At 40.6% G+C, this 25,828-nt stretch carries 20 protein-coding genes and 2 tRNA genes; 15 read left to right on the top strand and 7 right to left on the bottom strand.

Going from position 1 to position 25,828, the window contains the following annotated elements:
• From ACSX1H_RS17830 to mutS, 4 genes are all read right to left on the bottom strand, one after another.
• The coding region (locus ACSX1H_RS17830; RefSeq protein WP_439185604.1) for a site-specific integrase at nt 1-806 on the bottom strand (806 nt) is incomplete at its 3' end.
• A gap of 317 nt (nt 807-1,123) precedes the next feature.
• Nucleotides 1,124-1,210 (bottom strand) — tRNA-Leu (locus tag ACSX1H_RS17825).
• Between the two features lie 5 nt (nt 1,211-1,215).
• Nucleotides 1,216-1,291, bottom strand: a tRNA-Gly gene (locus ACSX1H_RS17820).
• 163 nt (nt 1,292-1,454) lie between these two features.
• A complete protein-coding gene (gene mutS, locus ACSX1H_RS17815) occupies nt 1,455-4,037 on the bottom strand; it encodes a DNA mismatch repair protein MutS (protein ID WP_439185603.1) in 2,583 nt (860 codons plus the stop codon).
• Nucleotides 4,038-4,560: 523 nt separating this feature from the next.
• Here mutS and ACSX1H_RS17810 point away from each other — a divergent pair.
• The 11 genes from ACSX1H_RS17810 to folK all read left to right on the top strand — a co-directional run bounded on the left by ACSX1H_RS17810 (nt 4,561) and on the right by folK (nt 18,011).
• Complete coding sequence (locus ACSX1H_RS17810) at nt 4,561-7,794, top strand: SusC/RagA family TonB-linked outer membrane protein (protein ID WP_439185602.1); 3,234 nt, start codon at nt 4,561-4,563, stop codon at nt 7,792-7,794.
• A gap of 13 nt (nt 7,795-7,807) precedes the next feature.
• Nucleotides 7,808-9,289, top strand: coding sequence for a SusD/RagB family nutrient-binding outer membrane lipoprotein (locus ACSX1H_RS17805; protein WP_439185601.1), 1,482 nt, complete (start codon nt 7,808-7,810; stop codon nt 9,287-9,289).
• A 26-nt stretch (nt 9,290-9,315) separates the two neighbouring features.
• On the top strand, nt 9,316-10,026 hold the full coding sequence (locus tag ACSX1H_RS17800) for a BT_2262 family domain-containing protein (protein WP_439185600.1): 711 nt from the start codon (nt 9,316-9,318) through the stop codon (nt 10,024-10,026).
• A 17-nt stretch (nt 10,027-10,043) separates the two neighbouring features.
• Nucleotides 10,044-10,565 (top strand): lipid-binding protein, encoded by a 522-nt coding sequence (locus ACSX1H_RS17795; RefSeq protein WP_439185599.1) that lies wholly within the window; start codon nt 10,044-10,046, stop codon nt 10,563-10,565.
• A 108-nt stretch (nt 10,566-10,673) separates the two neighbouring features.
• Complete coding sequence (locus tag ACSX1H_RS17790; protein ID WP_439185598.1) at nt 10,674-11,081, top strand: hypothetical protein; 408 nt, start codon at nt 10,674-10,676, stop codon at nt 11,079-11,081.
• A gap of 10 nt (nt 11,082-11,091) precedes the next feature.
• Nucleotides 11,092-15,093 carry a T9SS type A sorting domain-containing protein gene (locus ACSX1H_RS17785; RefSeq protein WP_439185597.1) on the top strand — a complete coding sequence of 1,334 codons (4,002 nt, stop codon included), beginning with the start codon at nt 11,092-11,094 and terminating at the stop codon, nt 15,091-15,093.
• 241 nt (nt 15,094-15,334) lie between these two features.
• A complete protein-coding gene (locus ACSX1H_RS17780) occupies nt 15,335-15,835 on the top strand; it encodes an RNA polymerase sigma factor (RefSeq protein WP_439185596.1) in 501 nt (166 codons plus the stop codon).
• A 163-nt stretch (nt 15,836-15,998) separates the two neighbouring features.
• Nucleotides 15,999-16,460: a free L-methionine (R)-S-oxide reductase MsrC gene (locus tag ACSX1H_RS17775; RefSeq protein ID WP_439185595.1), complete on the top strand. Its 462-nt coding sequence runs from the start codon at nt 15,999-16,001 to the stop codon at nt 16,458-16,460.
• Nucleotides 16,460-17,179: an SDR family NAD(P)-dependent oxidoreductase gene (locus ACSX1H_RS17770; protein WP_439185594.1), complete on the top strand. Its 720-nt coding sequence runs from the start codon at nt 16,460-16,462 to the stop codon at nt 17,177-17,179. Before ACSX1H_RS17775 ends, ACSX1H_RS17770 begins: the two co-directional genes overlap by 1 nt.
• Nucleotides 17,180-17,213: 34 nt before the next feature.
• Entirely contained in the window at nt 17,214-17,564 is a 351-nt protein-coding gene (locus ACSX1H_RS17765; RefSeq protein WP_439185593.1) for a FolB domain-containing protein, read from the top strand.
• Nucleotides 17,565-17,624: 60 nt separating this feature from the next.
• Nucleotides 17,625-18,011, top strand: coding sequence for a 2-amino-4-hydroxy-6-hydroxymethyldihydropteridine diphosphokinase (gene folK, locus ACSX1H_RS17760; RefSeq protein WP_439185592.1), 387 nt, complete (start codon nt 17,625-17,627; stop codon nt 18,009-18,011).
• Nucleotides 18,012-18,085: 74 nt separating this feature from the next.
• On the opposite strand, the gene ACSX1H_RS17755 is transcribed toward folK, so the two are convergent.
• On the bottom strand, nt 18,086-18,859 hold the full coding sequence (locus tag ACSX1H_RS17755) for a hypothetical protein (RefSeq protein WP_439185591.1): 774 nt from the start codon (nt 18,857-18,859) through the stop codon (nt 18,086-18,088).
• 239 nt (nt 18,860-19,098) lie between these two features.
• Between ACSX1H_RS17755 and ACSX1H_RS17750 the strand changes: the two genes are divergently transcribed.
• The 4 genes from ACSX1H_RS17750 (at nt 19,099) to ACSX1H_RS17735 (ending at nt 23,929) form a co-directional block, all read left to right on the top strand.
• Nucleotides 19,099-21,189 (top strand): tetratricopeptide repeat-containing sensor histidine kinase, encoded by a 2,091-nt coding sequence (locus tag ACSX1H_RS17750; RefSeq protein WP_439185590.1) that lies wholly within the window; start codon nt 19,099-19,101, stop codon nt 21,187-21,189.
• Between the two features lie 12 nt (nt 21,190-21,201).
• On the top strand, nt 21,202-22,596 hold the full coding sequence (locus ACSX1H_RS17745) for a sigma-54-dependent transcriptional regulator (protein ID WP_439185589.1): 1,395 nt from the start codon (nt 21,202-21,204) through the stop codon (nt 22,594-22,596).
• Nucleotides 22,597-22,887: 291 nt separating this feature from the next.
• Nucleotides 22,888-23,241, top strand: coding sequence for a CidA/LrgA family protein (locus ACSX1H_RS17740; RefSeq protein ID WP_439185588.1), 354 nt, complete (start codon nt 22,888-22,890; stop codon nt 23,239-23,241).
• Nucleotides 23,234-23,929, top strand: coding sequence for an LrgB family protein (locus tag ACSX1H_RS17735; protein WP_439185587.1), 696 nt, complete (start codon nt 23,234-23,236; stop codon nt 23,927-23,929). Before ACSX1H_RS17740 ends, ACSX1H_RS17735 begins: the two co-directional genes overlap by 8 nt.
• Nucleotides 23,930-24,104: 175 nt before the next feature.
• On the opposite strand, the gene ACSX1H_RS17730 is transcribed toward ACSX1H_RS17735, so the two are convergent.
• Both ACSX1H_RS17730 and ACSX1H_RS17725 read right to left on the bottom strand, forming a co-directional pair.
• Nucleotides 24,105-25,565, bottom strand: coding sequence for a monomeric [FeFe] hydrogenase (locus ACSX1H_RS17730; protein WP_439185586.1), 1,461 nt, complete (start codon nt 25,563-25,565; stop codon nt 24,105-24,107).
• Entirely contained in the window at nt 25,552-25,821 is a 270-nt protein-coding gene (locus tag ACSX1H_RS17725) for a (2Fe-2S) ferredoxin domain-containing protein (protein ID WP_439185584.1), read from the bottom strand. The genes ACSX1H_RS17730 and ACSX1H_RS17725 overlap by 14 nt, the downstream gene beginning before the upstream one ends.
• Nucleotides 25,822-25,828 lie beyond the last annotated feature (7 nt).

Below are 25,828 nucleotides of genomic sequence, written 5' to 3'. Positions count from 1 at the left end.
GATATTTTATTTTCCAATACTCTCGCATAAATCTGAGTGATTTTTAAAGATTTATGACCAAGAACTTTTGAGACTGTTTCAATGGGGACGCCATTGGAAAGAGTCACAGTTGTTGCAAAAGTGTGGCGTGCCATATGCATGGTTAGGTTTTTGTTGATGTTGCAGATCGTTGCCAACTCTTTTAAGTAGCTATTGAGTTTTTGGTTGGAAGCAACCGGTAGTACCCTTCCTTTTAAAAGTACCTCTGGATAATCAGCGTATCGTTCAAGTATATCAAGAGCATTAGGATAGATGGGGATTCTGCATTGTGACTTGGTTTTTGTTCGATTAATGATTATCCATTGGTTACCATCGTCTCGTTTTTGAATATGGTTCGGACTTAACTTCGAAATATCCGAATAGGCTAGTCCTGTATAACAGGCAAAAATGAATATATCCCTAACGATGGATAGGCGGTCAATTTCTAGGCTTTTTGTTTCGAGTCTGTGAAGCTCATCTTTGGTTAGGAAATCACGATTGGCCTGTTCTAATTTTGTTTTAAATTGATTGTACTGACTCTTCTGGATGTATTCCATCGAAATAGCCAAATTCATCACTCTTTTTAAGTGTTTGTGGTAATTCCAGGCTGTATTCTGATGAACGCCATATTCGGCCTTTAAATGCATGTCAAATTGGTTAAGGAAATTGTACTCGACTGCTGTTATTGGAATATCTTTTTTTCGAAGTCTAGTTTGGATGAACTCAGCTAATTTTTTGCGCGAAACTCGATAGTGCTTTAAGGTACGGTAGGCATAGCCATGGCCAATGTTATTCTCAATTGTTTTGAGATAATAATCGAAAACCTCCAGAATTCCTTTTGAATCGTTTTTTCCAAGGAATTCATTTTTAATATCAGTGACATCAAAGTCCTTTCCTGAAGAAACAAATCTATTGTAGATGTCAATCAGAATGGTTTTAATTTTTCTTAAGCGTTCATTTGAAGAATGAACTTCATCATATTCACCAAGTAATACCTGATGTACTTCATCCCATTTTTGAGCACTTTTTTTGAAGTTTTCTGAAAATAAAAAAAAGCGCTTAAAACGTTAGTTTTAAGCGCTTTTGGTTCTAGATGAATCTAGATTGGTACCCGAGGCGGGACTTGAACCCGCACGGCCTAATGGCCACAGGATTTTAAGTCCTGCGTGTCTACCAATTCCACCACTCGGGCATCCTTGGAGCGAAAAACGGGACTCGAACCCGCGACCCCGACCTTGGCAAGGTCGTGCTCTACCAACTGAGCTATTTTCGCAATTTGTATTTCACCAAACCTATATGGTGTCCTACTTTCAGTGTCATTTGCCCTCTCTGCGTATCAGAGTTTGTTTCTCAAATGCGGATGCAAATATAGAGGCTTTTTTTTTATCTCCAAACAAAAAAATAGCATTTTTTGTAGAAAAAACACGGGTTGGAAGCTATTTGCCTCCAACCCACCTTTTTATGTCATTCAATTTATTTAGGGCTTCTACGGGGGTAAGGTTATTCACATCCAGCGTTTGGATTTCATCACGTATTTGTTTCAAAACAGGATCGTCCAATTGGAAAAAGCTTAACTGCATACCTTCTCGGTTGCCTGAGATATCGTCCATTGGTTTTGTTAACTCCCCTTTACGGTTCGAATTCTCTAATTCACCAAGAATGTCATTGGCCCGGTTGATAACGCTCTTTGGCATACCGGCCATTTTTGCCACATGGATACCAAAACTATGGTTGCTGCCTCCGGGCACCAGCTTGCGCAGGAATATGACCTTATTATCTACTTCTTTTACAGAAACGTTATAGTTCTTGCAGCGTCTATGCGTTTTTTCCATTTCATTTAACTCATGGTAGTGGGTGGCAAAAAGTGTTTTGGCACCTGCATGCGGATGTTCATGAATGTACTCAACAATTGACCACGCAATTGAAATGCCGTCGTAAGTGCTGGTTCCACGTCCCAATTCATCAAATAAAACCAAACTGCGGGGCGTGAGGTTATTCAGGATGCTGGCCGCCTCGTTCATCTCAACCATAAACGTTGATTCGCCCAGGCTAATGTTATCCGAAGCTCCAACACGTGTAAATATTTTATCAACCACGCCAATTGTTGCGGCTTCGGCTGGCACGTAACAGCCTATTTGAGCTAAGAGTGTAATAAGAGCTGTTTGTCTTAGAAGTGCTGATTTACCGGCCATGTTTGGCCCTGTTATAATGATGATTTGCTGCTTTTTATTATCCAGGTACACATCGTTGGGAACATATTCTTCGCCGGCCGGCAGTTGTTTTTCAATAACCGGATGACGCCCGGCTTTTATGCTCAACTCGAGCTCTTCATTGATTACCGGACGCACATATTTTGATACAGTAGCCAGATTATTAAAGGATATCAAAACATCAATTTTTGCAAGCAAAACGGCATTGAGCTGAATAGCCGGTATAAACTCGGCCAGAGCCAAGACTAAATCGCTGTAAAGTTTAGCTTCTATGGCCTGAATTTTTTCTTCTGCCCCTAATATTTTTGATTCATAATCTTTGAGTTCTTCTGTGATATATCTTTCAGCGTTCACGAGTGTTTGCTTACGTATCCACTCGGCAGGCACTTTGTCTTTATGAGTGTTGCGGACTTCAATGTAGTAACCAAATACATTGTTAAAAGCTATTTTGATGCTGGGAATATTTGTTTCTTCGCTCAGGCGTTGTTGAAGGTTGGTGAGGTAATCTTTACCTGAATAGGCAATATTTCGCAGCTCATCAAGTTCTGTATTAACGCCTGTTTGAATAACCCCGCCTTTGGCCACCTGTGTAGGTGGTTCGTTTTCTATTTCACGATGAATACGTTCGCGAATGGTTGCGCAGGCATTGAGTTGGTCGCCAATGTGCCGCAGGTGTTCATTCTGACTTTTTAGGCAGCTGTTTTTAATTGGTTCAATGGCAAATAAAGCTGTTTTTAATTGAATAAGTTCCCGTGGCGTAATGCGCACGGCCGCTACTTTTGCCACCAAACGTTCCAAGTCACCAATCGCATGCAGTTCTTCTGTGATGGTACTCTTTAGGGCTGGCTCCTTAAAGAAGTGTTCAACAACACCTAATCTATCTTCGATTGGTTTAACATCTTTAAGCGGAAGAGCAATCCACCGTTTCAACATTCTCGAGCCCATTGGGCTTATGGTGCAGTCAATCACATCGGTCAATGATTTTCCGCCATCATTTAGCGATGAGAATAGTTCAAGGTTACGAATGGTAAACTTATCTAACCACACGTACTTATCTTCGTCAATGCGACTCAGAGTTGTGATGTGTTGAACCTTATGGTGTTGCGTGAGATCCAGATAGTGCATGATGGCACCCGCTGCTGTAATGCCATACGTCAGATTATGCACTCCAAATCCTTTAAGAGAGTTAGTTTCGAAGTGCTTTAACAGACGGTCGTGAGCCGAGTCTGCTCCAAACGCCCAATCGTCATAGGCATAGGTGTAGTATTTATCTCCATAATGTTCTTCAAAATCCTTTCGCTTTCCTTTTTCAAACAGTACTTCTTTAGGCTGAAAGTTGGTGAGGAGTTTCTCAACGTATTCATGTGAGCCTTCGGCAGTGAGGAATTCTCCGGTTGATATGTCCAGGAATGCAACGCCCGCTACCTTTTTATCCATATGAACACTGGCCAGGAAATTGTTTTCTTTGTGATCCAGAATGTTATCGTTAATGGCTACCCCGGGAGTTACCAGTTCTGTAACACCCCGTTTAACAATTTTTTTGGTCATTTTCGGATCTTCCAATTGATCGCAAACAGCCACTCGCTCTCCTGCTCTAACCAGTTTTGGTAAATAGGTGTCTAATGCATGATGCGGAAAACCGGCTAACTCAACATAGGAGGCTGCTCCATTAGCCCGTCTGGTCAACGTGATGCCAAGTATTTGAGATGCTTTGATGGCATCTTCAGAAAAGGTTTCGTAGAAATCACCTACTCTGAATAGCAGGATGGCATCCGGATACTTATCCTTAATGCTGTAATACTGTTTCATCAGTGGGGTTTGAACCGGAGCTTTTTTTATTTTAGCCAAGGTGTTCTTCGATTTAAATTATTTAGTAAATGAGATGTCTACACTCTAAAATTAATAGCCAAAAATATAATTAATCAGTTGAAAAACGAACAGCTACTCTTCTTAGAATCTTTAGTAGCTTTTGTTTAGCATTCAATTAACTAAGATTGATATGCATTTGGCAGTAATTGAGAGAAGTGTTTTATGCTTGATGATATAAAAAATGAGCAATGTTATGTCTGTTTGTTTTTACATGTTAAAAAAATGCAATTCCTCAATATGTAGTAATAGATATTTAACTACTATAGTGTAAGTAAAAATAGCATTTAGACTTATATATTTTCAGGTTGCCTTCTCTAAAATGCTGATGTTGAAAGTAAGCGTGTAAGAGTTGATAATTATCAGTTAATTTAACTGTTAAAATATTTTAAAACAAGAGAACATTTGTTACTTTTGAGCCAATTAAAGTAAAATTGTCCTATTTATTAATTTAAACCTTTAGTCTATGAAGAAAGTACTAATTGCACTTTCGTTTATGGTTATGGTGGGCCTGAGTGCTTTAGCACAAACTACCAATGTAACCGGTACAGTGACTGATGCTGGGGACGGAAGTCCAATTCCCGGTGTATCAGTATTTGTAAAAGGAACAACCATAGGTACAGTAACGATGCCTGATGGAAAATATAACTTAGCTGTTCCTAATGATGCTTCCGCAATCGTGTTCTCATTTGTTGGTATGACGACTCAAGAAATTTCGTTTTCTGGACAAACGAAAATTGACGTTGTTATGCAAAGTGATGCTGTTGATGTCGATGAGGTTGTTGTTACGGCAATGGGAATTAGACGTTCTGAGAAATCTCTTGGTTATTCTGCAACCAAAGTTTCTAGTGAAGATCTAACGCAAGGACGTAATACAAATGTCGCAAATTCATTGACTGGTAAAGTTGCTGGAGTGCAAGTTCAAACGCCATCTTCAGATCCCGGAGCAGCATCGTCTGTTATCATCAGAGGATTTGGTTCGATTAATGGTAGTAACCAACCTTTATACGTTGTTGATGGTGTGCCTCTGCAGAATTCTTCAATAACAACTTCTGGTCATGCAATTACTTCAAGCGGTATTGGAAACGTAGCTTCAAACGATATTGAATCCATGACCGTATTGAAAGGTGCAGCTGCAACAGCTCTTTATGGTTCTCGTGCTTCTAATGGGGTAATAGTGATTACAACCAAAGGAGGTTCAAAGGCTAAGGATAAAAACTACTCAATACAGTATAACGGTGGGCTACAGCTAAGACAAGTTTCCTTATTTCCTGAATTTCAGAACAAGTTTGGTCAAGGCTGGAATGGAGTGCAGACTTTTATTGAAAATGGTTCTTGGGGACCTCGATTGGATGGTTCCACACAGGTTTATGGTCCTATTTGGAATGCGCAACAATTGATTCATCAATATTCAGCGGTTGAGGATAATGTGAAAGACTTTTTTGATATAGGAGTATCTAATAATCACAGCATCGCATTGAGTGGCGTTTCAGAAAGTGAAGAAATGAGTTATTATGTTTCGTTTTCGCATACTGATGATGATGGTATCATGCCATCAGATGCAGATTCATATGAAAGAAATACATTGGCATTTCGTTCGTCATATGATGCAACTGATTGGTTAAAAGTGTCTTCCTCTGTAAATTTTGCAAAATCGGAAACTGATGTTGTTGGTTCTTTTCAAGGTGCCTCTGTAATTGACGGGCTGTATGAAATGCCTCGTGATATATCGATTATTGATATGCAAGATTTATCAAGTCCATTTAATACTCCTGAAGCGTATTTCACACCCTACGGTATTACCAATCCTTATTGGTCATTAGCGAACAATTACAATCATTTAGATTCGAAACAAATTTATGGTAAGTTGCAACTTGATGTAAAGCCGATTGAAGCATTAACATTGACATATCGATTTGGCTTTGATTACACCGATTATGATAGGAAAGTAGGTAGTCCTCGTATTAATCTAGATGATGCTTTGATTGATGAAGATTATGGATATGCCCCTAGTAATATGAATCAAGATGGATCAGTTTATGCTGCATATAGGCGTGCATATGAAATTAACCACGACTTCTTAGCAAACTTTGATAAACGTATTAGGGAAGATTTCACGATAACAGCTAATGTCGGAGTAAATATTAACGAACGTTACTCAACTGCTATGTCTGGTCAAACTGATGTATTGACTTTTGAAACAGGATATTGGGATTTAAGTAACGGTGCAACGCGTAGTGATTTGAGTGAAGGTCAATCCAAAAGGCGTTTAATTGGTTTGTTTGGTGATGTTAGTTTAGGATATAAGGATATGCTTTATTTAGGACTATCAGCTAGGAACGACTGGTCATCTACTTTACCTATCGGAGATAATAGTTATTTCTATCCAGGAACAACTCTTAGTTGGCTATTTACAGAAACGTTACCAAAGAATAATATTTTGACATTTGGTAAAATTAGATTGGCTTATGGTAAAACAGGTAATGACGCAGCTCCATATTTCACTACTACCAGATATGTGCAAGCTACTGCGAATGGATATTATGGAAGGGATATTGCTGCTTTCCCAATGAACAGTGCAAATGCATTTATCTTTAGTGGCACAGCTGGGAGTTCTTCATTAAAACCTGAGATGACTTCTGAAGCTGAAGTTGGTCTGAACTTGCAGTTTTTCAACAATCGAATCGGTATCGACGCGGCATACTATGATAAAGTTACGAGTGATCAAATCTTTACATTACCAGTTGATCCATCAACCGGTTATAGTTTTACAGTAACTAACTTTGGAGAGGTTGAAAATAAGGGTGTTGAATTACTATTAACCACAACGCCAATTAAAACAAGCAAATTTAGGTGGGATTTAGACTTTAATTTTGCCATAAACAAGAATAAAGTATTATCAATGCCTGAAAGTCTTGAAGGTGGTAAGGTTACTATTGACAACTTTTCAGCAGGAAATGACGCAGTTTACATGTACGCTGAAGAAGGAAAGGAGATGGGAACTTATTATACATACCTTCCACAATTTGTTACTGATAAGAATAGTGAGTTCTATGGTCATCAGATTGTTGATTCAGACGGCCAGCCAGTGTTAAGTAAAGAAGTAGAAGATACTGGTTTAACAATGAATCATGATTGGAGTGGTGGTATTAATACTGCATTTACAGCTTATGGTGTTACTTTAAGTGCCGCTTTAGATATACGCTATGGAGGTTCAATGTTCTCTAGAACTAAAAATCTTATGCAGTTTACAGGAAATGGTATAGAAACTGAATATAATGATAGAAAACCCTTTATAATTCCAAATTCTGTTAATGCCATTGAAAATGGAGATGGAACAACGACATATGTTGAGAATAATGTCGCTGTAAAGCAAACTGATGGAAGTATGCAGAAGTATTATAATGACTACGGCTATGGTTCTGGAGGAATGGCTTACATTGTTGATAGGACTTATGCAAAACTAAGAAACATTACATTATCTTATACTTTGCCTAAGAGATGGACAAGTCAAGTAGCATTAAGTAACGTTAATGTTTCTGCTTTTGTCAACAATCCATTTATCTGGACTGCTTCAGATAACTATTTCATTGATCCGGAGTCTAGTACTACAGGAACCGACTTAGGTGGTATGTTTGGGGAGTTATATGTAAATCCGGCAAGCCGCATTTATGGTTTCAATGTTAGTATAACCTATTAAAAAAGAAAGCTTTATGAAAAAGATATTATTTCTATTTACTATTATAGTTGGGTTAGCATCTTGTGACGACTATTTAGATATTAATCAGGATCCTAATTCTCCTAGCTCAGATGTTGTTTCTTCAGGGATGATTTTTCCTGGTGTTGAAATGAACTTGGCTGCAAGTTACGGTAACTTTCTACGAATAGTTGGCGGATATTACTCTCAACATTATGCACATAATTTTGGAACAGGTAACTATTTGGATTATTCTGAATTTAAAATGTCACCAACACGTTCAAGTGGGACCTATACACAGTTATACTCACGGGTATTGAATAATATTGAAACTATTCGTCAACTGGCTGAGCAAGATGAAGAGTGGGGAACGTATCTAGCTGCCACAACTCTTCGTGTATTTACTTATCAAACTTTAGTTGACGCGTATGGTGAAGTGCCTTATTTTGAGAGTTTAAATCCTGAAATTCTATCTCCGGCTTATGATAATGGGAATGTTGTATATGATGAGATTCTCAAGGAGCTTGACTATGCATTAGAAAATGCCACACCAAGTAGCCTTGTTTGTACCAATTTCTTATTTGGTGGTTCTACTGCAAAAGACTGGATACCATTTGCAAAAGCTCTTAAATTAAAGTTGTTAATGCGAATGAGTAATGTTAAGGATGTAAGCGCTGAATTAGCAGCCTTGATTACTGAAGGTGATTTTCCTACTACTAATGTTTCATATGATGATTGTTGGATTGATGAAGCAGGTAAAGCAAGTCCATTTTATCAGGAGGAATATGCCACATATTTTGGTTCAACACAAATCAATGTGGTGGCTAATATTGCTTATATGAATACGATGCTTGATACTAATGATCCACGAGTTGAAGCATTTTTTACTCCTAATGAGTCAGGAAAGTATACCGGTGGTGTTTCGGGTACAAACTTTAGTACTTCAGCTACATATAAGTCACCTTATTTCTGTCGTCCAGTATTTACTTATGATATGCCAGTGTATTTAATCTCAGTTGCAGAAATTGAGTTCTTTTTAGCTGAATATCATGCAAGATATGGAACATCAGCAGATGCTGAGGCTCATTATAAGGCTGCAATTGAAGCTTCCTTTGCTGATGCAGGTGTTTCTGGAGCTGATGCTGTGTATGATACAAACTATCCTTGGGATAATGATAACTATAAAGAAGTTCTTGGTATTCAGAAATGGATTGCACTTGGAGGTACAAATAATTTTGAATCATGGTGCGAAATGAGAAGATTAGGATATCCTGAATTTGGTTTGGTAAGTGGTGATGATATATATGATGTAGCCAACGATGTTTTCAGTCCTGAACTATATCCAGTTGGTAAATTATATACACCAATTAATGTAAATACAGAGCTTGGAAGTAATGTGTTGTTACAAAGAATGAAGTATGCAGAAAGTTCTGCTAACCGTAATTCAAATACGCCTTTAAATAAGAAAGATGACGTACCTGTATTTTGGGCTGAGTAAATTGTAAAATTTTAAAAATTCCAATAATGATTAAATATAAAATATTATTATTTCTCGTTGTATTAGGTCTTGCAGGTAGTTTTATTAGTTGCGATGATGATACAACTGGAGGATTAACAGGCATTACGTATTATCCTGTAATTACTTTAGAAGGAGAACAATCGATGATTGTCGGACTTAACGAACCATTTGTAGATCCTGGTTATAGTGCAGATTTGAACGGAGAGGATATTACAGGTGATGTTGTAGTTGACTCGAATGTTGATGTTACAAAAGCAGGTTTATATACAATCCGCTATTCAGCGGTTAATGAAGATGGTTTTGAAAGAGCTGTTGTTAGAGATATTTATGTTGCGGACTTAACACCATCGCCTATCGAAACAGGTTATCATGCAGTTTTAGAAGGGACTCATAGAATTTATGATGGTTCGAAAAGAACAGATTATAGTGGATATGATATCTTATTCCTGCAAACAGAACCAGGTGTTTTTTATGTTTCTGATTTAATGGCTGGTTATTATGATCAAAGAGTAGGTTATGGTTCAAATTATGCCATGAATGGATACATTCGATTAAATGATGATAATACGATCGAGCTAATTAGTAGTAGTGTGCCAGGTTGGGGAGACGAGGCTGATTATATGGCTGATGGAGTTTTTAATCCAGCTACTGGTCAAATCTCGTGGACGATTAGTTATGTTGGTGGTTTGATTATTTTTAATGTAATTTTAGATTAAGTATAACTCTTATGAATATGAAAAATATAGTTTTATATAGCCTGATTCTTTTTTGTTGTGCCGGTATATTTTCTTCATGTGAAAAAGATGAAATTAAAGGTACAGCTACCGAAGCAATGGCAGGAGAGTGGTATGTTAAAGTAGATGCAATTGATGCAGACGGAGGTGTTGTTTATGACGATCCATATGGTAATGGATACTTTCATCTAGATACTTATAATACTGCTTCTAATGGAATTGGACAAATGTGGATTGATGACAATAGTAATTTCGAGTTGCATTTTAAGAATAAGATAAATGTTGATCTTGAAAAATTGAGTTTTAATGCAACCGAGGCAGAAAATGAATTAACAGATACTAATGTCACGATTACAAGCGGACAAATATTGCTTGGTGCTGCAACAACACCAACTGGGATGGCTGCTGATAGTATTGTTTTCGTGATTGATTTTGAGGGTGACACTGCTCCTGGTGATTATGGTTTTGCATCTTATAGAGTTGCTGGAATTCGATATACTGGCTTTCCTGCCGATGAATAGTATTATCTTGATATTATAGAGAAAGCTGCCTTTGGGCAGCTTTTTTTGTTAATGTTCATTTATGCGATCATCTTTTTCCTACCTTTACAATTCTCTAACTCAATACTAATGAGAATCATCTACTTTATTAGCCTTCTTTTTTTTCTTCTAGGCTGTAATAGCTTAAAGCACGTATCCACTTCCGGCATCGAATCCATTGCAAAGGAACGGTATGGCGAAGCAGCTACTATTGTTTATAATGTCGATAGTACGTATGCGTTGGTGTATGAGGGGCATGTCCCCGATATGAAAATCCCCGTTAATGCATTAAACTATGGAATATACGATGTAAAGCAAAGCCTGCTCATTTACAGTGAGAAGAAGTATAATGCCACCGTAAAATGGGTTGATGAGCGGTACGTAGAGGTTCATTCATCACCTGGTGTGCAGGCAAAGGATGAACTGATAAATCAACAGATGGGGCACTATTTTATTGATGTTTATACGCAACGTAAATACCTGCAACTACCTAACTAACACCTTTAATATGCGAAAAAGCTACATTTATTTACTTTTTGTATTGGTCCTCAGTGGAGGTCTTTTTTTTAATCTCATTTCCGATGAAGAGGGTCGGGGATACCAAAAGGTCAAATCTAACAGTTCCGAAAGTTTAATTCAACAGCAGATTCGGGCAAAGAGTGAGCGGCGCCAGAAGGGGTATGCCAAGCCTGATAAGCCCGATAAATACCTGGAGTATATCCACCTGTTGAAAACTGGCTGGAATCCCAATAATAATTATCCAATCAACAACGCTTTAAATGAGCTAAAGAGTGCACGTTTAAAGTCAGCGTCATTAAAATCGGCTAACATTTTAAACTGGAAAGAGCGTGGTCCGGGAAATGTGGGTGGCCGTACACGTGGATTAGTGATCGATCCGGATGATGCGAGTGGAGCAACATGGTTTACAGGTCCCGTAGGAGGAGGTGTTTGGAAGACGACCGATGCTGGCTTATCATGGACCAGCCTTACCTTGGACTGGCCCAACTTATCGGTTAGTACCCTGGTGATGGCCAATTCTAATCACGATGTAATCTATGCTGGAACTGGAGAAGGCTTTGGTAACCAGGATGCCATTAAAGGAAATGGAATTTTTAAAACGACCAACCGTGGAGTAACCTGGGTTCAGCTAAGCAGTACTGCTTCTAATGCCAATTTTGCCTATGTGAACCGACTTATTGTTGATCCGAGCAATGAAAATATTGTTGTGGCTGCAACAAACACAGGTATCTTTCGAACCACTGATGGAGGGGATACCTGGACGCTTCAATATGCAAGCAACTCAAAGGTGCAGGATTTGAGAACCAAAACTGATGACTTTAGCACTCAGTTTGCTACTGTGAATAATGGAGTACGCAATGCATCTGTCGAAGGGATTATTTCCTCTGTGGATGGTGGTTTAAACTGGAACCTTATTAAGCCTCTATCTGTTGGGCGAATAGAATTAGGCGTATCAGAAAGCAACCCCGATTACCTGTATGCAATGACGGCTCAATCAGATATCTACCTGTCTGTCGATGGTGGTGATAACTGGGAGAAAACAACAGCTGTTTCTAAAGAAGACTTTACTAGCGGGCAAGGCTGGTATAATAATACCTTGGTCGCCGATCCGTTCAATGAGAATAAGCTATTTGTAGGGGGAGTGGATTTATATGAAGTGATAATAGGTAAAGAGGTGGAGAGTGCCGGAAATGAAGTATATGATATCTCAACGACTGGAGCAGCTTTTTTTTCATGGAAAGATATTGGCGGCCAATATTGTGGAAGAGGCATTAAGGTATATACTGATAATTCGGATTTGCTGCGAGATGTTGATATAAATTTTGGAGGTGGAAACAGCCAAAAGGCACACCGCTTTTCCTCCAACTCCTCAGCTGCAACTCCTGAATCTGGGGAGATGCAATTCCAGGATTATGTAAGCGTGCCATTTACGGCTACAGATAAAGCCACAGGCGAAAACTTAATGATCTCTTTCAGGGACGATAACCATAGTGGACAGTTTGAAATTGGGGATGGTTATGAGCAGATTTTTATTCACTCTTTAGCCTATGACGAATCCGCGGCCTCACCGCTTATAACGGCTGTCAATGGTATCTCACATAATCAGATTGTGCTACTTAATCCTGTTATAGCGCCAGGCCATGTGTGGAATTCCCTGGATGTTCCGGAGGCCTCCATTGAGCTCAATAATTACTTGCTGAAGAGCCGCTCAATCACGTCTGAGCAAAGGAGCGATTGGCGCTACCCATCCCAAACATTTTATTCACATGCCGATCATCATCATCTAAAAATTATAGAAGGGATAGGTAATCCATATCGTATTATCAATTGTAACGATGGAGGAGTTTTTATTTCTGATGACGGAGGAACCTCGTGGGAGGAGAGAACAAGTGGCTACGTAACCACTCAGTTCTATGGGATTTCAAAGCATCCGCAAAAAGACATCTACCTTGGAGGAACACAGGATAATGGGACCTGGTTATCAAAAGAGAATCCCAGCAAACTTAGTGAATGGACTTATGCGCTTGGAGGAGATGGGTTCGAAACGGTTTGGAATGCAGCTGATGCCAATAAAATGGCCATGTCATTATATTATAATCAGATACGGCTCAGTTATGATGGCGGACAAAGTTGGGTAGAGGCGAATATCGATGATATAAAAAGTGGGAAGGCACCTTTTGTTACCCGTATCGCCAATGAGGCTTCCAACCCCGATCTATTGCTGGTTGGCGGAGAATCGGGTATCTGGCGTTCGCAGGATTTTGGGAAGGATTGGAGTTTAACAACCATGCCAGCCGGAACCTGGAACTACCCAACCAGCAATCCGCATATCGCCGTGAGTCCTGTAAATAGCAAATATGTGTGGGCAGGTACCGCATTATCTGGCAACGACGCCCTTGCATTCTCGTCAGACGGGGGGAAAACTTTTTCGGCCTTGCCTAATGTGCCAGGTACTTATGCATATATTTCAGATTTGGTGCCTCATCCCACAAACGACCAGGGCATATATGTATTATTTGCCCAAAGTGAGCATCCTAAAATTTTGTATTCACACAACGGGGGGCTCAATTGGAGCGACTTATCTGCTTTTGTTGACGGGGAAAGCACCAATGGATTCCCGGATGTGGCAGTCTATTCCTTAGTGGTGATGCCTTATGATACAAATGTTTTGTGGGCCGGAACTGAAATTGGCATTTTTGAATCCCTCGACGGAGGGACATCCTGGCATTATGCTAGTAATGGCTTACCGGCCGTTTGTATTTGGGATATGAAAATTGTGGGACAGCAGTTGGTTGTTGGAACGCATGGCCTAGGAGTTTGGACCCTGGATTTGCCTCAGGTCACTGTTGATAGGGCACCTTTAATTAAAAAGGTGGGTAAGGCCCCCAATGGAAGTTTTAATTTCGAAGTGGATTATTATAAGGATTATGCATCGGTTGAATTTTACATTAATGATGAGTTACAAAAAACATTCAATGATGTAACTGTTGGTAGCACGGTGTTTAATATTGAATATTTGTCAGAGGCTGATGAGTTATCTTGTTACCTGATAGCTCAGGGCACAAGTGATGACAAGCAGTACTCAAACTATATGTGGGTCGCCAATCCGCAGTATGAAGCGCCTGTATCGAAGTACGCAAATAGGTTCACAACACGACAAGATGATTTTTTTGGTTCAGGTTTTAAGGTGTCAAACGAGTTATTTGGTGACTGGGCAATTCACTCGCCTCATCCTTACAGCGAAAATCGAGAACTGACTTATACACTCGCTTACCCAATAATTGTTTTGGATGATAGGGAGGAAGCGCTGGTATCCTACCGCGACCTAGCGTTGGTGGAACCCGGTAATACAGGCGCTCGTTTCGGTGATGAAACATTTTGGGATTATGTCATTGTTGAAGGAACCCTGGATGGCATTAATTGGCTCCCCCTCAGTGATATTGATGGGGATGGTAATAGTGAGGGGTACGATGTTAATGCCTCCGATAAATGGCAAGCCTTTTCGGATAGAGATAAAAACAAAACCGGCATTGATTATGAGAATATCAGTGCTATACCAACGTCTTCTGAGCTGATGGAAGAACATGTCTTCAATTTGCAGAACACCTTTGCGGCAGGAGATACCGTAATGCTGCGTTTTCGTTTGTTTTCTGATGCGATGGAAACCGGCTATGGCTGGGTCATTGATGATTTGGTCATACAAGAGTCGGGGACGAGTGCTAAAGCAGATAATGCCGTTCAAGGAAACTTAACAATTGGACCCAACCCGGTCACGTCACATGCAACTATTTCGCTGGTATCTCAAGAGCGGGGAGAGTTGACTATTCAGGTATTTAGTATCGACGGAAAGGTAGAGATGATTAAATCCTTTCACAAAGATACGGATAGCTGGTCTGATCAATTGCAGGTAGCTGGATTGAGAAAAGGAATTAAGCTTGTTGTGGTTGATGTTGGTAATCAGCGATATAAGCAAAAAATACTTATTCAATAGCAAAATACTATCAAAAAGAGGTGCCAATTGCACCTCTTTTTGTTTAAGCTCTACGGCTGCAATGCTTATTTAGACTGAACATTATCTGATGTCCTATTGTGCTGTGACATAGTGGGTTGGTGTGTTATTTATTTAGAATGGAATTACTAATAAAAGATAAAAACATCCGAAAATATTGTATAGAATATTCTTTTGAATTATCTTTGTTCAACAAATTCTTAACGAGATAAAACACAATAATATGACCGCAGTACAATTTGACCAACGTTTGTTAAGCATGCAGGATAAGCTTTTGTACTTTGCTCTAAGTTTAACTGCCAATGATGAAGATGCCCGTGACCTTTTACAGGAGACAACATTGAAGGCACTCACCTATCGCGAACAATTTGTAAATAACACCAATTTTAAAGCTTGGGTATTTACAATTATGAAGAACACGTTTATTAACAATTATCGTCGGGTTCAGAAAACAAGAAGTACCTTCGATAGTACCGATGACGCCATTCGTGCGGCCTATAAAAGGAATTACGCATCCGAAACACCTGAAAATGTTTATGCCGTAATGGAGATGAATTCGAAAGTAGAGAAGTTGCACGATGATTTTCGTATTCCGTTCAAAATGCATACGCAGGGTTTTAAATACAAGGAAATTGCCGAAAAACTTGATTTGCCAATTGGCACTGTTAAAAGTCGTATTTTCTTTACCAGGAAAAAGCTGCAGGAGATGCTGAAAGATAAATAGTATTGATTTTTGATAAGATAAATAACCGGTGTAAATTTGTATTTTGCACCGGTTTTTTATTGAGCAGTAATGCTATAAAAAAAATAGCATTTACCATTCTGACTGCATTTTAGTTGAGCGGTGAGACCGATGAAAGTTATTATATTTTGGTAAAGCATAAATTATGAATGATCAAACAAAAGCGAAAAGATACGAGCGCGTTTATGAACAGATAAAGCAGTTAGTAGAAGCCACTACAAACCCGGCCTCCCGGATGGCCACTATCAATGCCATACTGCACCACAAGTTCAATTACTACTATTGGACTGGTTTTTATGAGTTGATTGATAATGAGTTGCTAGTGGGCCCTTATCAGGGACCCGTGGCCTGTTTAAAGCTTAGAAAGGATACGGGCGTATGTTGGGCAGGTATCAACACCAAAGAAACGGTTGTTGTGCCTAATGTTCACGATTTTCCCGGGCATATTGCCTGTTCCTCAGCCAGTAATTCAGAAATTGTAGTGCCTGTTTTTAACCAGGCAAACGAGGTTGTAGCTGTGCTCGATGTCGACAGTAAAGAGTATGCGTCCTTCGATGATGTGGATAAGGAAGGCCTTGAAAAGATTGTGTCATTAATTTATAACTGATGGATAAATTCGCATTAATAACAGGAGGAGCCAGGCGAGTTGGTAAGTACTTGTCACAGTATTTGGCCAGTGAAGGATACGATTTAGTGATTCATGTGAACAAAAGCCTGGAGGCTGGTAAGGAACTGGTTGAGGAGCTCATGCATAAATACCCGGGGCAGCGGTTCTCTGTTGTGCAATTCGATCTTAACGATTGGAGCGAGCTGGAGCCTCGTATTAATGATATCTTCGAGCAATATGGCTTGCCATCCCTTGTTATTCATAATGCGAGTCAATACACGCCTGGAACACTTTCCGAAACTACGCCCGAAATGATGGAAGCCATGATGGCAATTCACCTGTTTTCACCAATGGTGATTGGGCGACAATACAAAAATGCCGGTGGTAAAGGGAGTATCATTTCCATTTTGGATACTGCCATTACCACTAATCATTCATCTCATGCCATGTATTTGTTAGCTAAAAAAAGTTTAGCTGAATATACCAAAATGGCAGCTCAGGAGTGGGCGCCTCAAATACGGGTCAATGGAGTGGCTTTAGGACCAGTGCTCCCTCCCGAAGGAAAAGATGATAGCTATTTCAAACAAGTTGTTGCTGATACTCCTTTGCAACGAGAAGTTGATTTAGCCAGCATTTCAGGGTCAATTGATTATCTGGTAGCCAACCCTAATGTAAGTGGCCAAATTATCTATTGTGATTCCGCTCAACATTTGTTATAGTTTTTCGTTTTATCCTTAGACCAAACACTATATTATGGGAAAATTAAGGATAAAAAACTTGTTGCTGCGCACGTATGTGGGGTTTAACCCGCACGAAATTGGCAAGCGGCAAGATGTGATGATAAATATTAACCTCACCTACCAGTGCGGTAACGAAGAGTTTACTGACGATCCGAAAGATGCGTTGGACTACCGAACCATTACTAAGGCAATTATTGAAAAGGTGGAGAATAGCCGCTTTAATTTGCTCGAAGCTTTAGTGCGAATGATACTGGATACTATTATGAGCTATGACCGTGTTCAATCGGCAGAAGTAGAGGTGGATAAACTACATGCTTTGCGTTTTTCCGAAAGCGTCTCTATTACATTATCAGCTTTCAAATAAAATTTTAGGAGGCAACACCCACTCATAAAGGTCAATGGAAATCTCAAATAGTTATGATTAATGGAAAAATCGGTCTACGCAGTTATTGGTGTTGGTTCAAACATTAATGCACAAGAAAACATATCGCTGGCACTCAAAGAGCTTCGGCAGCATGTTGAAATACTTAAGGTATCCGAATGGTTACAAACCAAGCCCATTGGTATAACTGATCAAGCCGATTTTTTTAATGGCGCTGTGCTGGTAAAGGTGCAGGCACCTTTTGATATTCTGAACAGGCAATTAAAGCAAATTGAAGATAAACTGGGAAGGGATAGAAGTCGGCCAAAATATGGGCCGAGAGAGATTGACCTCGATATTATTGTGTTCGATAACGAGGTGAGGGATGATGATTTTTATACCCGCGACTTCCTTCAAGCATTGGTTAAGCAAGTGTGGACAAAAAAATAGAGTTGGCTCGCCAGAACCAACTCTACACCTTTATCACCATTATTAACCTAACCTTTGCTAGGTATGAAAAGAAATTACATTTTAAAATTCTTACCAACATTGAGCGAGAACCATATGAGGTCTTTATCCATGCCTGTTGGCTGAAGCGCTTCTAAAGTGCGCTGATAATTAATACCTGTACGCAAAGTTATTGTCTTAACCTTATAAGAACATGATAAATGTTGGGAAAAGAAGGCCCATCCAGGTGTAATTCGGCTATCAACAGCTCCTTGGTTATTGCTAATCAAGGATTTAGCTTCTAGATTAACTTTCTTGAAAGTTTTGTTAAATTTTATTAAAAATTCATGGATACCGGCTGCACGAATGGCCATGTCGCGACCCAGTTGGTGGTAGTAGTAAAAATCGTAGCCACTCGTTAGCTTAAACCCTGATGCTTCGGATAATACCACCGGGAAATGGATGCCTGCATTGTACTTCATGCCCTGGTAATAGTTTTGCTTGTCAGATTCGTTATTGACCGGCAAGTACCAATAGTTGATATAACCATGAAGGTTAATATTCCAGTTTTGTTCCTTTTTATAGATATCTAAGCTGTGGTCCAGAATGAGGTCCCACTCATCAAAGGCATGAAAGGTCCGATCGTAGGGCAGACTGAACCAGGCCATGAGAGTAGGGCCATTTTTATAGGTATAATAAAGCCCTGGTTGAAAACATGCCTGATTGGCACTTAAGGTTCGTCCATGCGCAATGTAATTGCTGGTATTTCCCCAGTCAACGCTCAGCTGATGTTGTGCTTCTGCTCGCATTGCAATGATAATCAGGATGATTATCAAAAACTGTTTCTTCATACTGTTTGTAAAAATAGTGTATCAATTGGCCACAAATGTAACTGGCTGAATCGTTGATAAACAATGACTTTACAGCGTGTGAAAACATGATAAAAATCGCTGTTTCTAGTGGGGAGAATTGCTTTTTCATTAAGGGATATAAGTACCGTAACTGGAGTAAATAGAAAGATTTGATTGATAGGGCGTTTTAGTTTATAAAATCTTTCCTATTTTTAAACAAACAACTTCTATACGTTATCATGCAACAAATACCGGCACCAAGGTTTCGATGGTTTCTTTATTCTTTGTTTCTCAGTTTGTTGCTGCAAGGGCCGGCGATGGCACAGGATAACCGGAACGAGATACTTCTGAAGAAATTACAAAATGCCTCTACCAAAGAACAGGTGCAGTTGTATAATGAACTCTCAAAATCCCATATTTACAGTGATCCGCAACGGGCTATAAAGTATGCTGAGCAAGCCTTGCAAATTGCCATTCGTATTGATGATAAGCGGGGCAAGGCAGAAGCCTATAACAACTTAGGGATGGGGTATTATTTCACCAATGATTATGAGCGGCTGCGTGAGAATTATCGGAAATCAATAAAGGAGTACCGTCTCATTGGTGATAACCAGAGTATGTCAACATTATCGTCTACATATTTTCGTCTCAGCCAGTCCGAAAAAGCACTTAAAAATTACAAGCGGTCGCTCAACCTGTACATCAATGAGAAAAATTGGGTGAAAATTGCAGAAACCTACAAAAATATGGCGGATGTTTATAAAAATATTGCTGATTATCCGCAGGCACTCATCTTTTATGAAAAAGCATTGAAGATTGTAGAAGAGGAAGAGGGCGATGAAGCAAAGAGTGAGCTGATTCGTTTGTTGGATCAAATTGGTCAGATCTGGTTTTATCAAAAGGAATATGATACTGCTCTGATTTACTTTACACGCATGCAACAAATGCTCGAAGAGCGGGGCGATCGCCAAAATGTATCCATTCTGCTCAGCAATATTGCTAACGCCTATTTTTTCAAAGGCGATTTGGAGCAGGCGCAAAACTACTACCAGGAGGCGCTGCAGATGCAGATTGAACAAAACGGCCATTGGGAGGCCGCCATGAGCCTGATGCGCATGGGGATGATTGAAGCCAGAAAAACTAATTACCGAACGGCAATACGCAGCTATAACCGCAGTGTTGAGCTGGCAAAAATAGCTGAGGCCAATGAGTTGTTACGCGATAACTATCTTGTTTTATCGGAGGCCTACGAAGCTTTGGGTAATTATCGGAAGGCTTATGAATACCGCATTTTATACTCCAATCTGTCGGAGGCCATGGTGATGGAAGAGAACATCACCAATTTTGTGGATGTAATGGCCTTACAGGCGCTTGAAGAGAAACAGCGTGAAAACGAAATATTACAAACCAAAAACAAAAATTACCTGTTGGAGCTCGATAAAGAAAACCTCATTAGGTGGCGTTTGTCTTTTGGTTTTGCCATCGTCATAATCTCTATTCTGGTTTTTATCATTTACTACCGCTACTACCTCAAAGGGCAGGAAAATAAAAATCTGGAGCAGCGCATTGCCGAAGCTCTGAAAAAACAGGAAGAGCAACAACAAATTATTATGCACCAAAGCAGCCTCACCTCCTTGGGGGAACTGGCCGCCGGTATTGCACACGAAATCAATCAACCTGTTCAAAATATTTCTTTATCGGCCGAAAGCATTAAGTACGAATTGATGGAGGAGAACCCCGACAAAGCATTTCTGAACAAGTCGGTGAACGAAATTTTTGAAGACATCATTCGTGTTCGACAGATTGTCGACCATATCCGTATTTTTAGCAGCGGGCAAAAAGATGAGGTGGAAGAGGAGTTTGATGTGAGTGAATGTGTGCGGGCTGCTACCTCAATGATTGGCAGTCAGTATGCTAATCACCATATTAACCTTAGCATGCAGCTCAACGATCATCTGCCAGCCGTTTTGGGTAATCCGCATCGCCTGGAGCAGGTTATTCACAATTTATTATCCAATGCAAAAGATGCGGTAGAGGAGCGGCGGCAGAAGGAGCCAGATATAAATATGCAAGTGAGCATCGAAACTTATGCCGATGATAAATATGTGTACTTAACAATTCGTGATAACGGGGTGGGAATTTCTCAAAATAGGAAAACCGATATTTTTCTGCCTTTTGTCACCAGTAAGCAGTTGGGAAAAGGGACTGGCTTGGGGCTATCCATATCCTACAGCTTGATAAAGGAGATGCGCGGGCGCATTGAAGTGGAAAGTGCGCCAGGTAAAGGAACAACGATGGTGGTGGTTTTACCTAAAGTTGATAATTTATAGAAACAAAATTGAATGGATAACCTGAAAGTACTGATATTAGATGACGAATCTCGCATTACCGAGAAGCTTAAGTATCACCTCGAAAAAAGACAATTTAATGTATTTACCGCCAATACACCCAACGAAGGATTAGCCGTACTCGAGAAGGAACGCCCAGGTGTGTTGATTCTGGATGTGATGCTGCCCGGTATGAATGGTCTGGACATCCTTGCGAAAGTTAAGCAGGAGTATCCAGCCCTCGAAATCATCATGATAAGTGGGTATGGTGATATGGACATGGTTATTCAGGCGATGCGACAAGGGGCTTCAGATTTTATTCGAAAGCCCTTTCAGATAATGGACATTCAATTAGCCATTGAGCGGACAGAAAAGTTTTTGCTGATGCAGTCAAAACTCGAAGCGGCCGAGGATAGGCGTGCGTTGGTTTCCAAAGAATTGGAAGGAATGATTGAAAAGGACTTTGTGGGTGAGAGTCAGCAGATTAAAAATGTGCTGAAGATGGCCTTGAAAGCCGCTGAAGATGGAGATGTTAATGTACTGGTAACGGGCGAAAACGGCACCGGAAAAGAAATTATTTCTAGGATAATTCATTATGGCAGTCCACGAAAAAAGCAGGTATTTGCCCCGGTAAATAGTTCGGCAATTCCTGAAACTCTGCTTGAGAGCGAGTTCTTTGGGCATGTTAAGGGGGCTTTTACCGATGCCCGTGATGAGAAGAAGGGGTATTTTGAGCTGGCTAATAAAGGAACCTTGTTTTTAGATGAGATTGCAGATATGCCCTATGCTTTGCAGGCCAAATTATTACGGGCCATCGAAGAAAATCGGATAAAGCGGGTGGGAAGCAATAAAGAAATACCTGTAGATGTGCGCATCATCTCTGCCACCAACAAAAATATTGACGAACTAATCAACGAAAAGCAATTCCGCATTGATCTGTTTCACCGCATCAACACCATTGAAATTAATATACCCCCTTTACGCCAGCGTCCCGAAGACGTGCTGCCGCTGCTGAAGCACTTTGTGAAGGACATAGCACAAAAAAAGGGAAAGCGTGTGCCTGGTATTGCACCTGCACTGGTCAACAAGCTGCAACACTACCACTTTCCAGGCAATGTGCGCGAGTTGCGTAACATGGTGGAGCGCGCCATGATTTTAGCTGATAGTGATACTCTGCAACCCGAAGACTTCCCGCTGCGAGGTGAGGATACAGCAGTTAAGCCCGCCATTGCCAATGGGACACTTAATATTGATGAACACGAAAAGCAGCTGATCGAGGCAGCCCTGACACAGACGGAGTTTAATCAAACGAAAGCAGCAAGCCTGTTGGGGATTAGCCGTGACGCTCTCAAGCGAAAAATCAAAAAGTTCAACATCGAAATTGTTAAGGGAATAGGGCTGGAAGATTAAAGCTTTTACTGAATCATTAAGCCTTGTGTCTTACAGCTCTGGTCGAAGAATCAGGTTACTGATAATTGAGATCACGGTAACCGAAATGGCTGCTTTGTTAATGGTTTTCCATTAACAAAGCAGCCATTTATTGTGTGCGGGTTAATAATTTCTGCATTCTGTTGGTGCTTGGCAGCTTCGTGTGGATGCTGGCTATCAGCTTAATTAGCAATGGCCCTTGGTTTTTTCTGTTTTTAATCGAGACAATTCTCTTATCTTTGCCAACTTCAAAAAAAATCAAAGGGGAGGAGCATGAAGGTTTTTAGACAATTGGCCATTATTTTAGCCATTAATTTTACTGGCGAACTTCTTAGTAAAAGTTTATCGTTGCCTTTGCCGGGCAGTATTGTGGGGATGTTTATTTTACTTATTCTGCTATTAACCGGAATTGTAAAAGAAGCCCACATTGCCGAAACGGCTGATTTCTTTCTGGAGAAGATGCCTTTCTTTTTTATACCGGCTGGAGTAAGTGTGATGGTGGCCTATCAATTTATCGAGGGGCACTTGGCTACCGTTTTAGCCACCATTCTTTTGTCCACTTTATTAGTAATGATTGTTTCTGCCTTGGTGGCTCAGCTAATAATTAAAAAGAAGAACGATGATTGATGTTATTTTCGATAACAAACTATTTGGTATTCTGCTCACTGTTAGTTTGTTCTATTGTGGAACCTGGGTGCGTAACTATTTCCGTAAAAGCTGGATTAACCCTTTGCTTATAAGTGTTTTGGCCATTGTGGTGATCCTGCAGGTTGCACACATTCCTTACGAACAATACATGCAGGGAGCCAGTGTTATTCACGATTTTTTGGGCCCCGTTACTGTAGTACTGGCACTGCCCTTATACCGGCAGCGCAAGCTGCTCGTTAAGTATCGCTTGTCTATCATAAGCGGCATTGCTTGTGGTGTAATGGCTTCTCTTATTTCAGTTCTCCTGCTGGGGCGGGTGTTCGGATTGAGCGAAATGTTGGAGCGTTCACTACTGCCTCACTCTATTACCACGCCAATTGGTATTGCGGTTAGTAATGATATTGGCGGGATGGAAGGGATTACAGTGGTTTCCATCATTCTCACCGGGTTAATTGGTGCTTCTGTAGCAGGCGGACTTTTTAAATTGCTGCGCATTATACATCCGGTAGCCAGAGGTTTAGCTTTGGGCACTTCAGCACATGCCATTGGTACTTCTAAAGCCATTGAAATGGGTGAAACAGAGGCCGCCGTTAGCAGTTTGTCCATCGGTGTGGCTGCCATTACCACGGTTATTGCTGTGGCTATTATGCAGCTGGTGGGCTGGTAGTGGTAAACGCCTTGCATCTAAACTACTTTATTTTATTGGCAACATTACTAGGTTAAGGATTAAACCCACCCGGCATGTGGAGACCAGGTGGGTTCAATCAACCAAAAGGAATGTATAAAAATAACCGAATGGTAGTGTGTTTGCTCGTTAGCAATAGCCATTCGTCTATGTTCAATTACTCAGTAAGTGCTTCTGCGGGTTCTATTTCACGGATAGCATTCTTCAGCTTGGTTTGGCTCACTTTGAGCGGCGAAACATTTACCGGCCCATTAATGCAACCGCCATCGCACGCCATAACCTCATAGAATGAGGTGGTATGTGCTTTCTTACCCGGAAGCGCCTTTAATAATCGGATACTTCGTTTGTCAATTCCGTCAATAAGTTCAGTTGTTATCGAATGCTGGTTTGATAACACTGATTTTATGGCATTTGTCACGCCTCCTGAGGCTGCGTAACCTCTACTTTCGGGGCGAACATTCTCAGAGAAATTAAGTGCTTCGTTAACAGTGCCCAAATCAATTTTCTTAGCTGCAAACAGGGCCCCCAGCTCCTCAGTTGTAATGACGTAATCGATGTTTGGGTTCTGGTAGGCCTCTGAGCGTTTCGCCAGGCAAGGTCCGATAAACACTACTTTATGATTGGGGTAGCGTTCTTTTGCCAGTAGGGCTGTGTAGGCCATTGGCGAAGGGGTGTGGCTGATATATGGTTTTAATTCAGGTGCATGTTTTTCGGTAAACTGAACATAGGAGGGGCAGCAGGAGGTGGTCATAAATGGTGCCCCTTCCTCCAGGCGTTCAAGCAACTCCTGTGTTTCATGGTCAGTGGTCATGTTGGCTCCTTCGGCCACTTCAATAACCGCATCGAAACCAATGGATTGGATGCTGTTAAGTATTTGAGAGGCACTAGCTTTAAACTGACTAAGAATGGCAGGAGCCACCATGGCTACCGTTTGTTCCTTTGAATGCTTGATGTTGTAAAATAAGTTAAATACCTGTGACTTTTCTGAAATTGCTCCAAAGGGACATGCTGTCATGCATTTGCCGCAGTGGATGCATTTTTCGAAGTCGATCTTTTCAATGCCCTCTTCGTTTTTGCGAATTGCTTTCACCGGGCACGACTCTTCGCAGGGAACCGGCAGGTAGGCAATAGCATGAAATGGGCAGGCTTTTTGGCAAATACCGCAGTTAACACATTTTTGGTGATCGATATTGGCCTTGCCGTTAATTACCATTATGGCATCTTTAGGGCAGTTCACCTGGCACGGACGGCCTTCGCAACCCTGACATAGGTTGCTCACCGTGTAGTTTACTTGCACGCAGGAACTGCAGGCTTCGTCAACAACGGTTAAGAAATTGCCATTTTGGGTGTAGCCTTTTAACGATTGCTCAGCATAAACCCGTAGGGGAGTTAATTCATCTTCTTCGTCGGCAATGTTGAACCCCAGCAGTGCCATTATTTTGTATTTAATTACTGCCCTGTCCTTGTGCACGCAGCAACGGATTGGTGAATTGGTTCGCGGTCGCATTTGCAGTGGAAGGCGATCAATCTCATCCAATAGTGCGTTATTATCTAATAACTTTATTAGACGCACCAGGAGTTCTCGCTTGGTGATAACTGCATTGTTATAGTAGGTCATTGTTTTCGAGTGTTAGTAGTTGTTTGATAATTTTTTGAGTGCTGGCATTATTTAATTCCTGTCCGTTAATCAGAACACAAGGATGTTTTTTTTCATCGGTGTTGCATTTGCCAAAACAAGCTGATCCTTCAATGCTTACTTTATCTTTGAGGCCTTCTGGCAGACACTCATTGAGCAGGTGCAGTTCTGCTCCGCCCATAATGTAGCACATGGTGCCACAGCATATTTGAACCTTATATTTTGCAGATGTCAACATGATAAAT

The organism is Carboxylicivirga taeanensis, from assembly GCF_051851475.1.
GTDB lineage: Bacteria > Bacteroidota > Bacteroidia > Bacteroidales > Marinilabiliaceae > Carboxylicivirga > Carboxylicivirga taeanensis.
The sequence above is the reverse complement of the archived record's forward strand: the minus strand, read 5'-3'. Positions and strand labels throughout refer to the sequence as shown.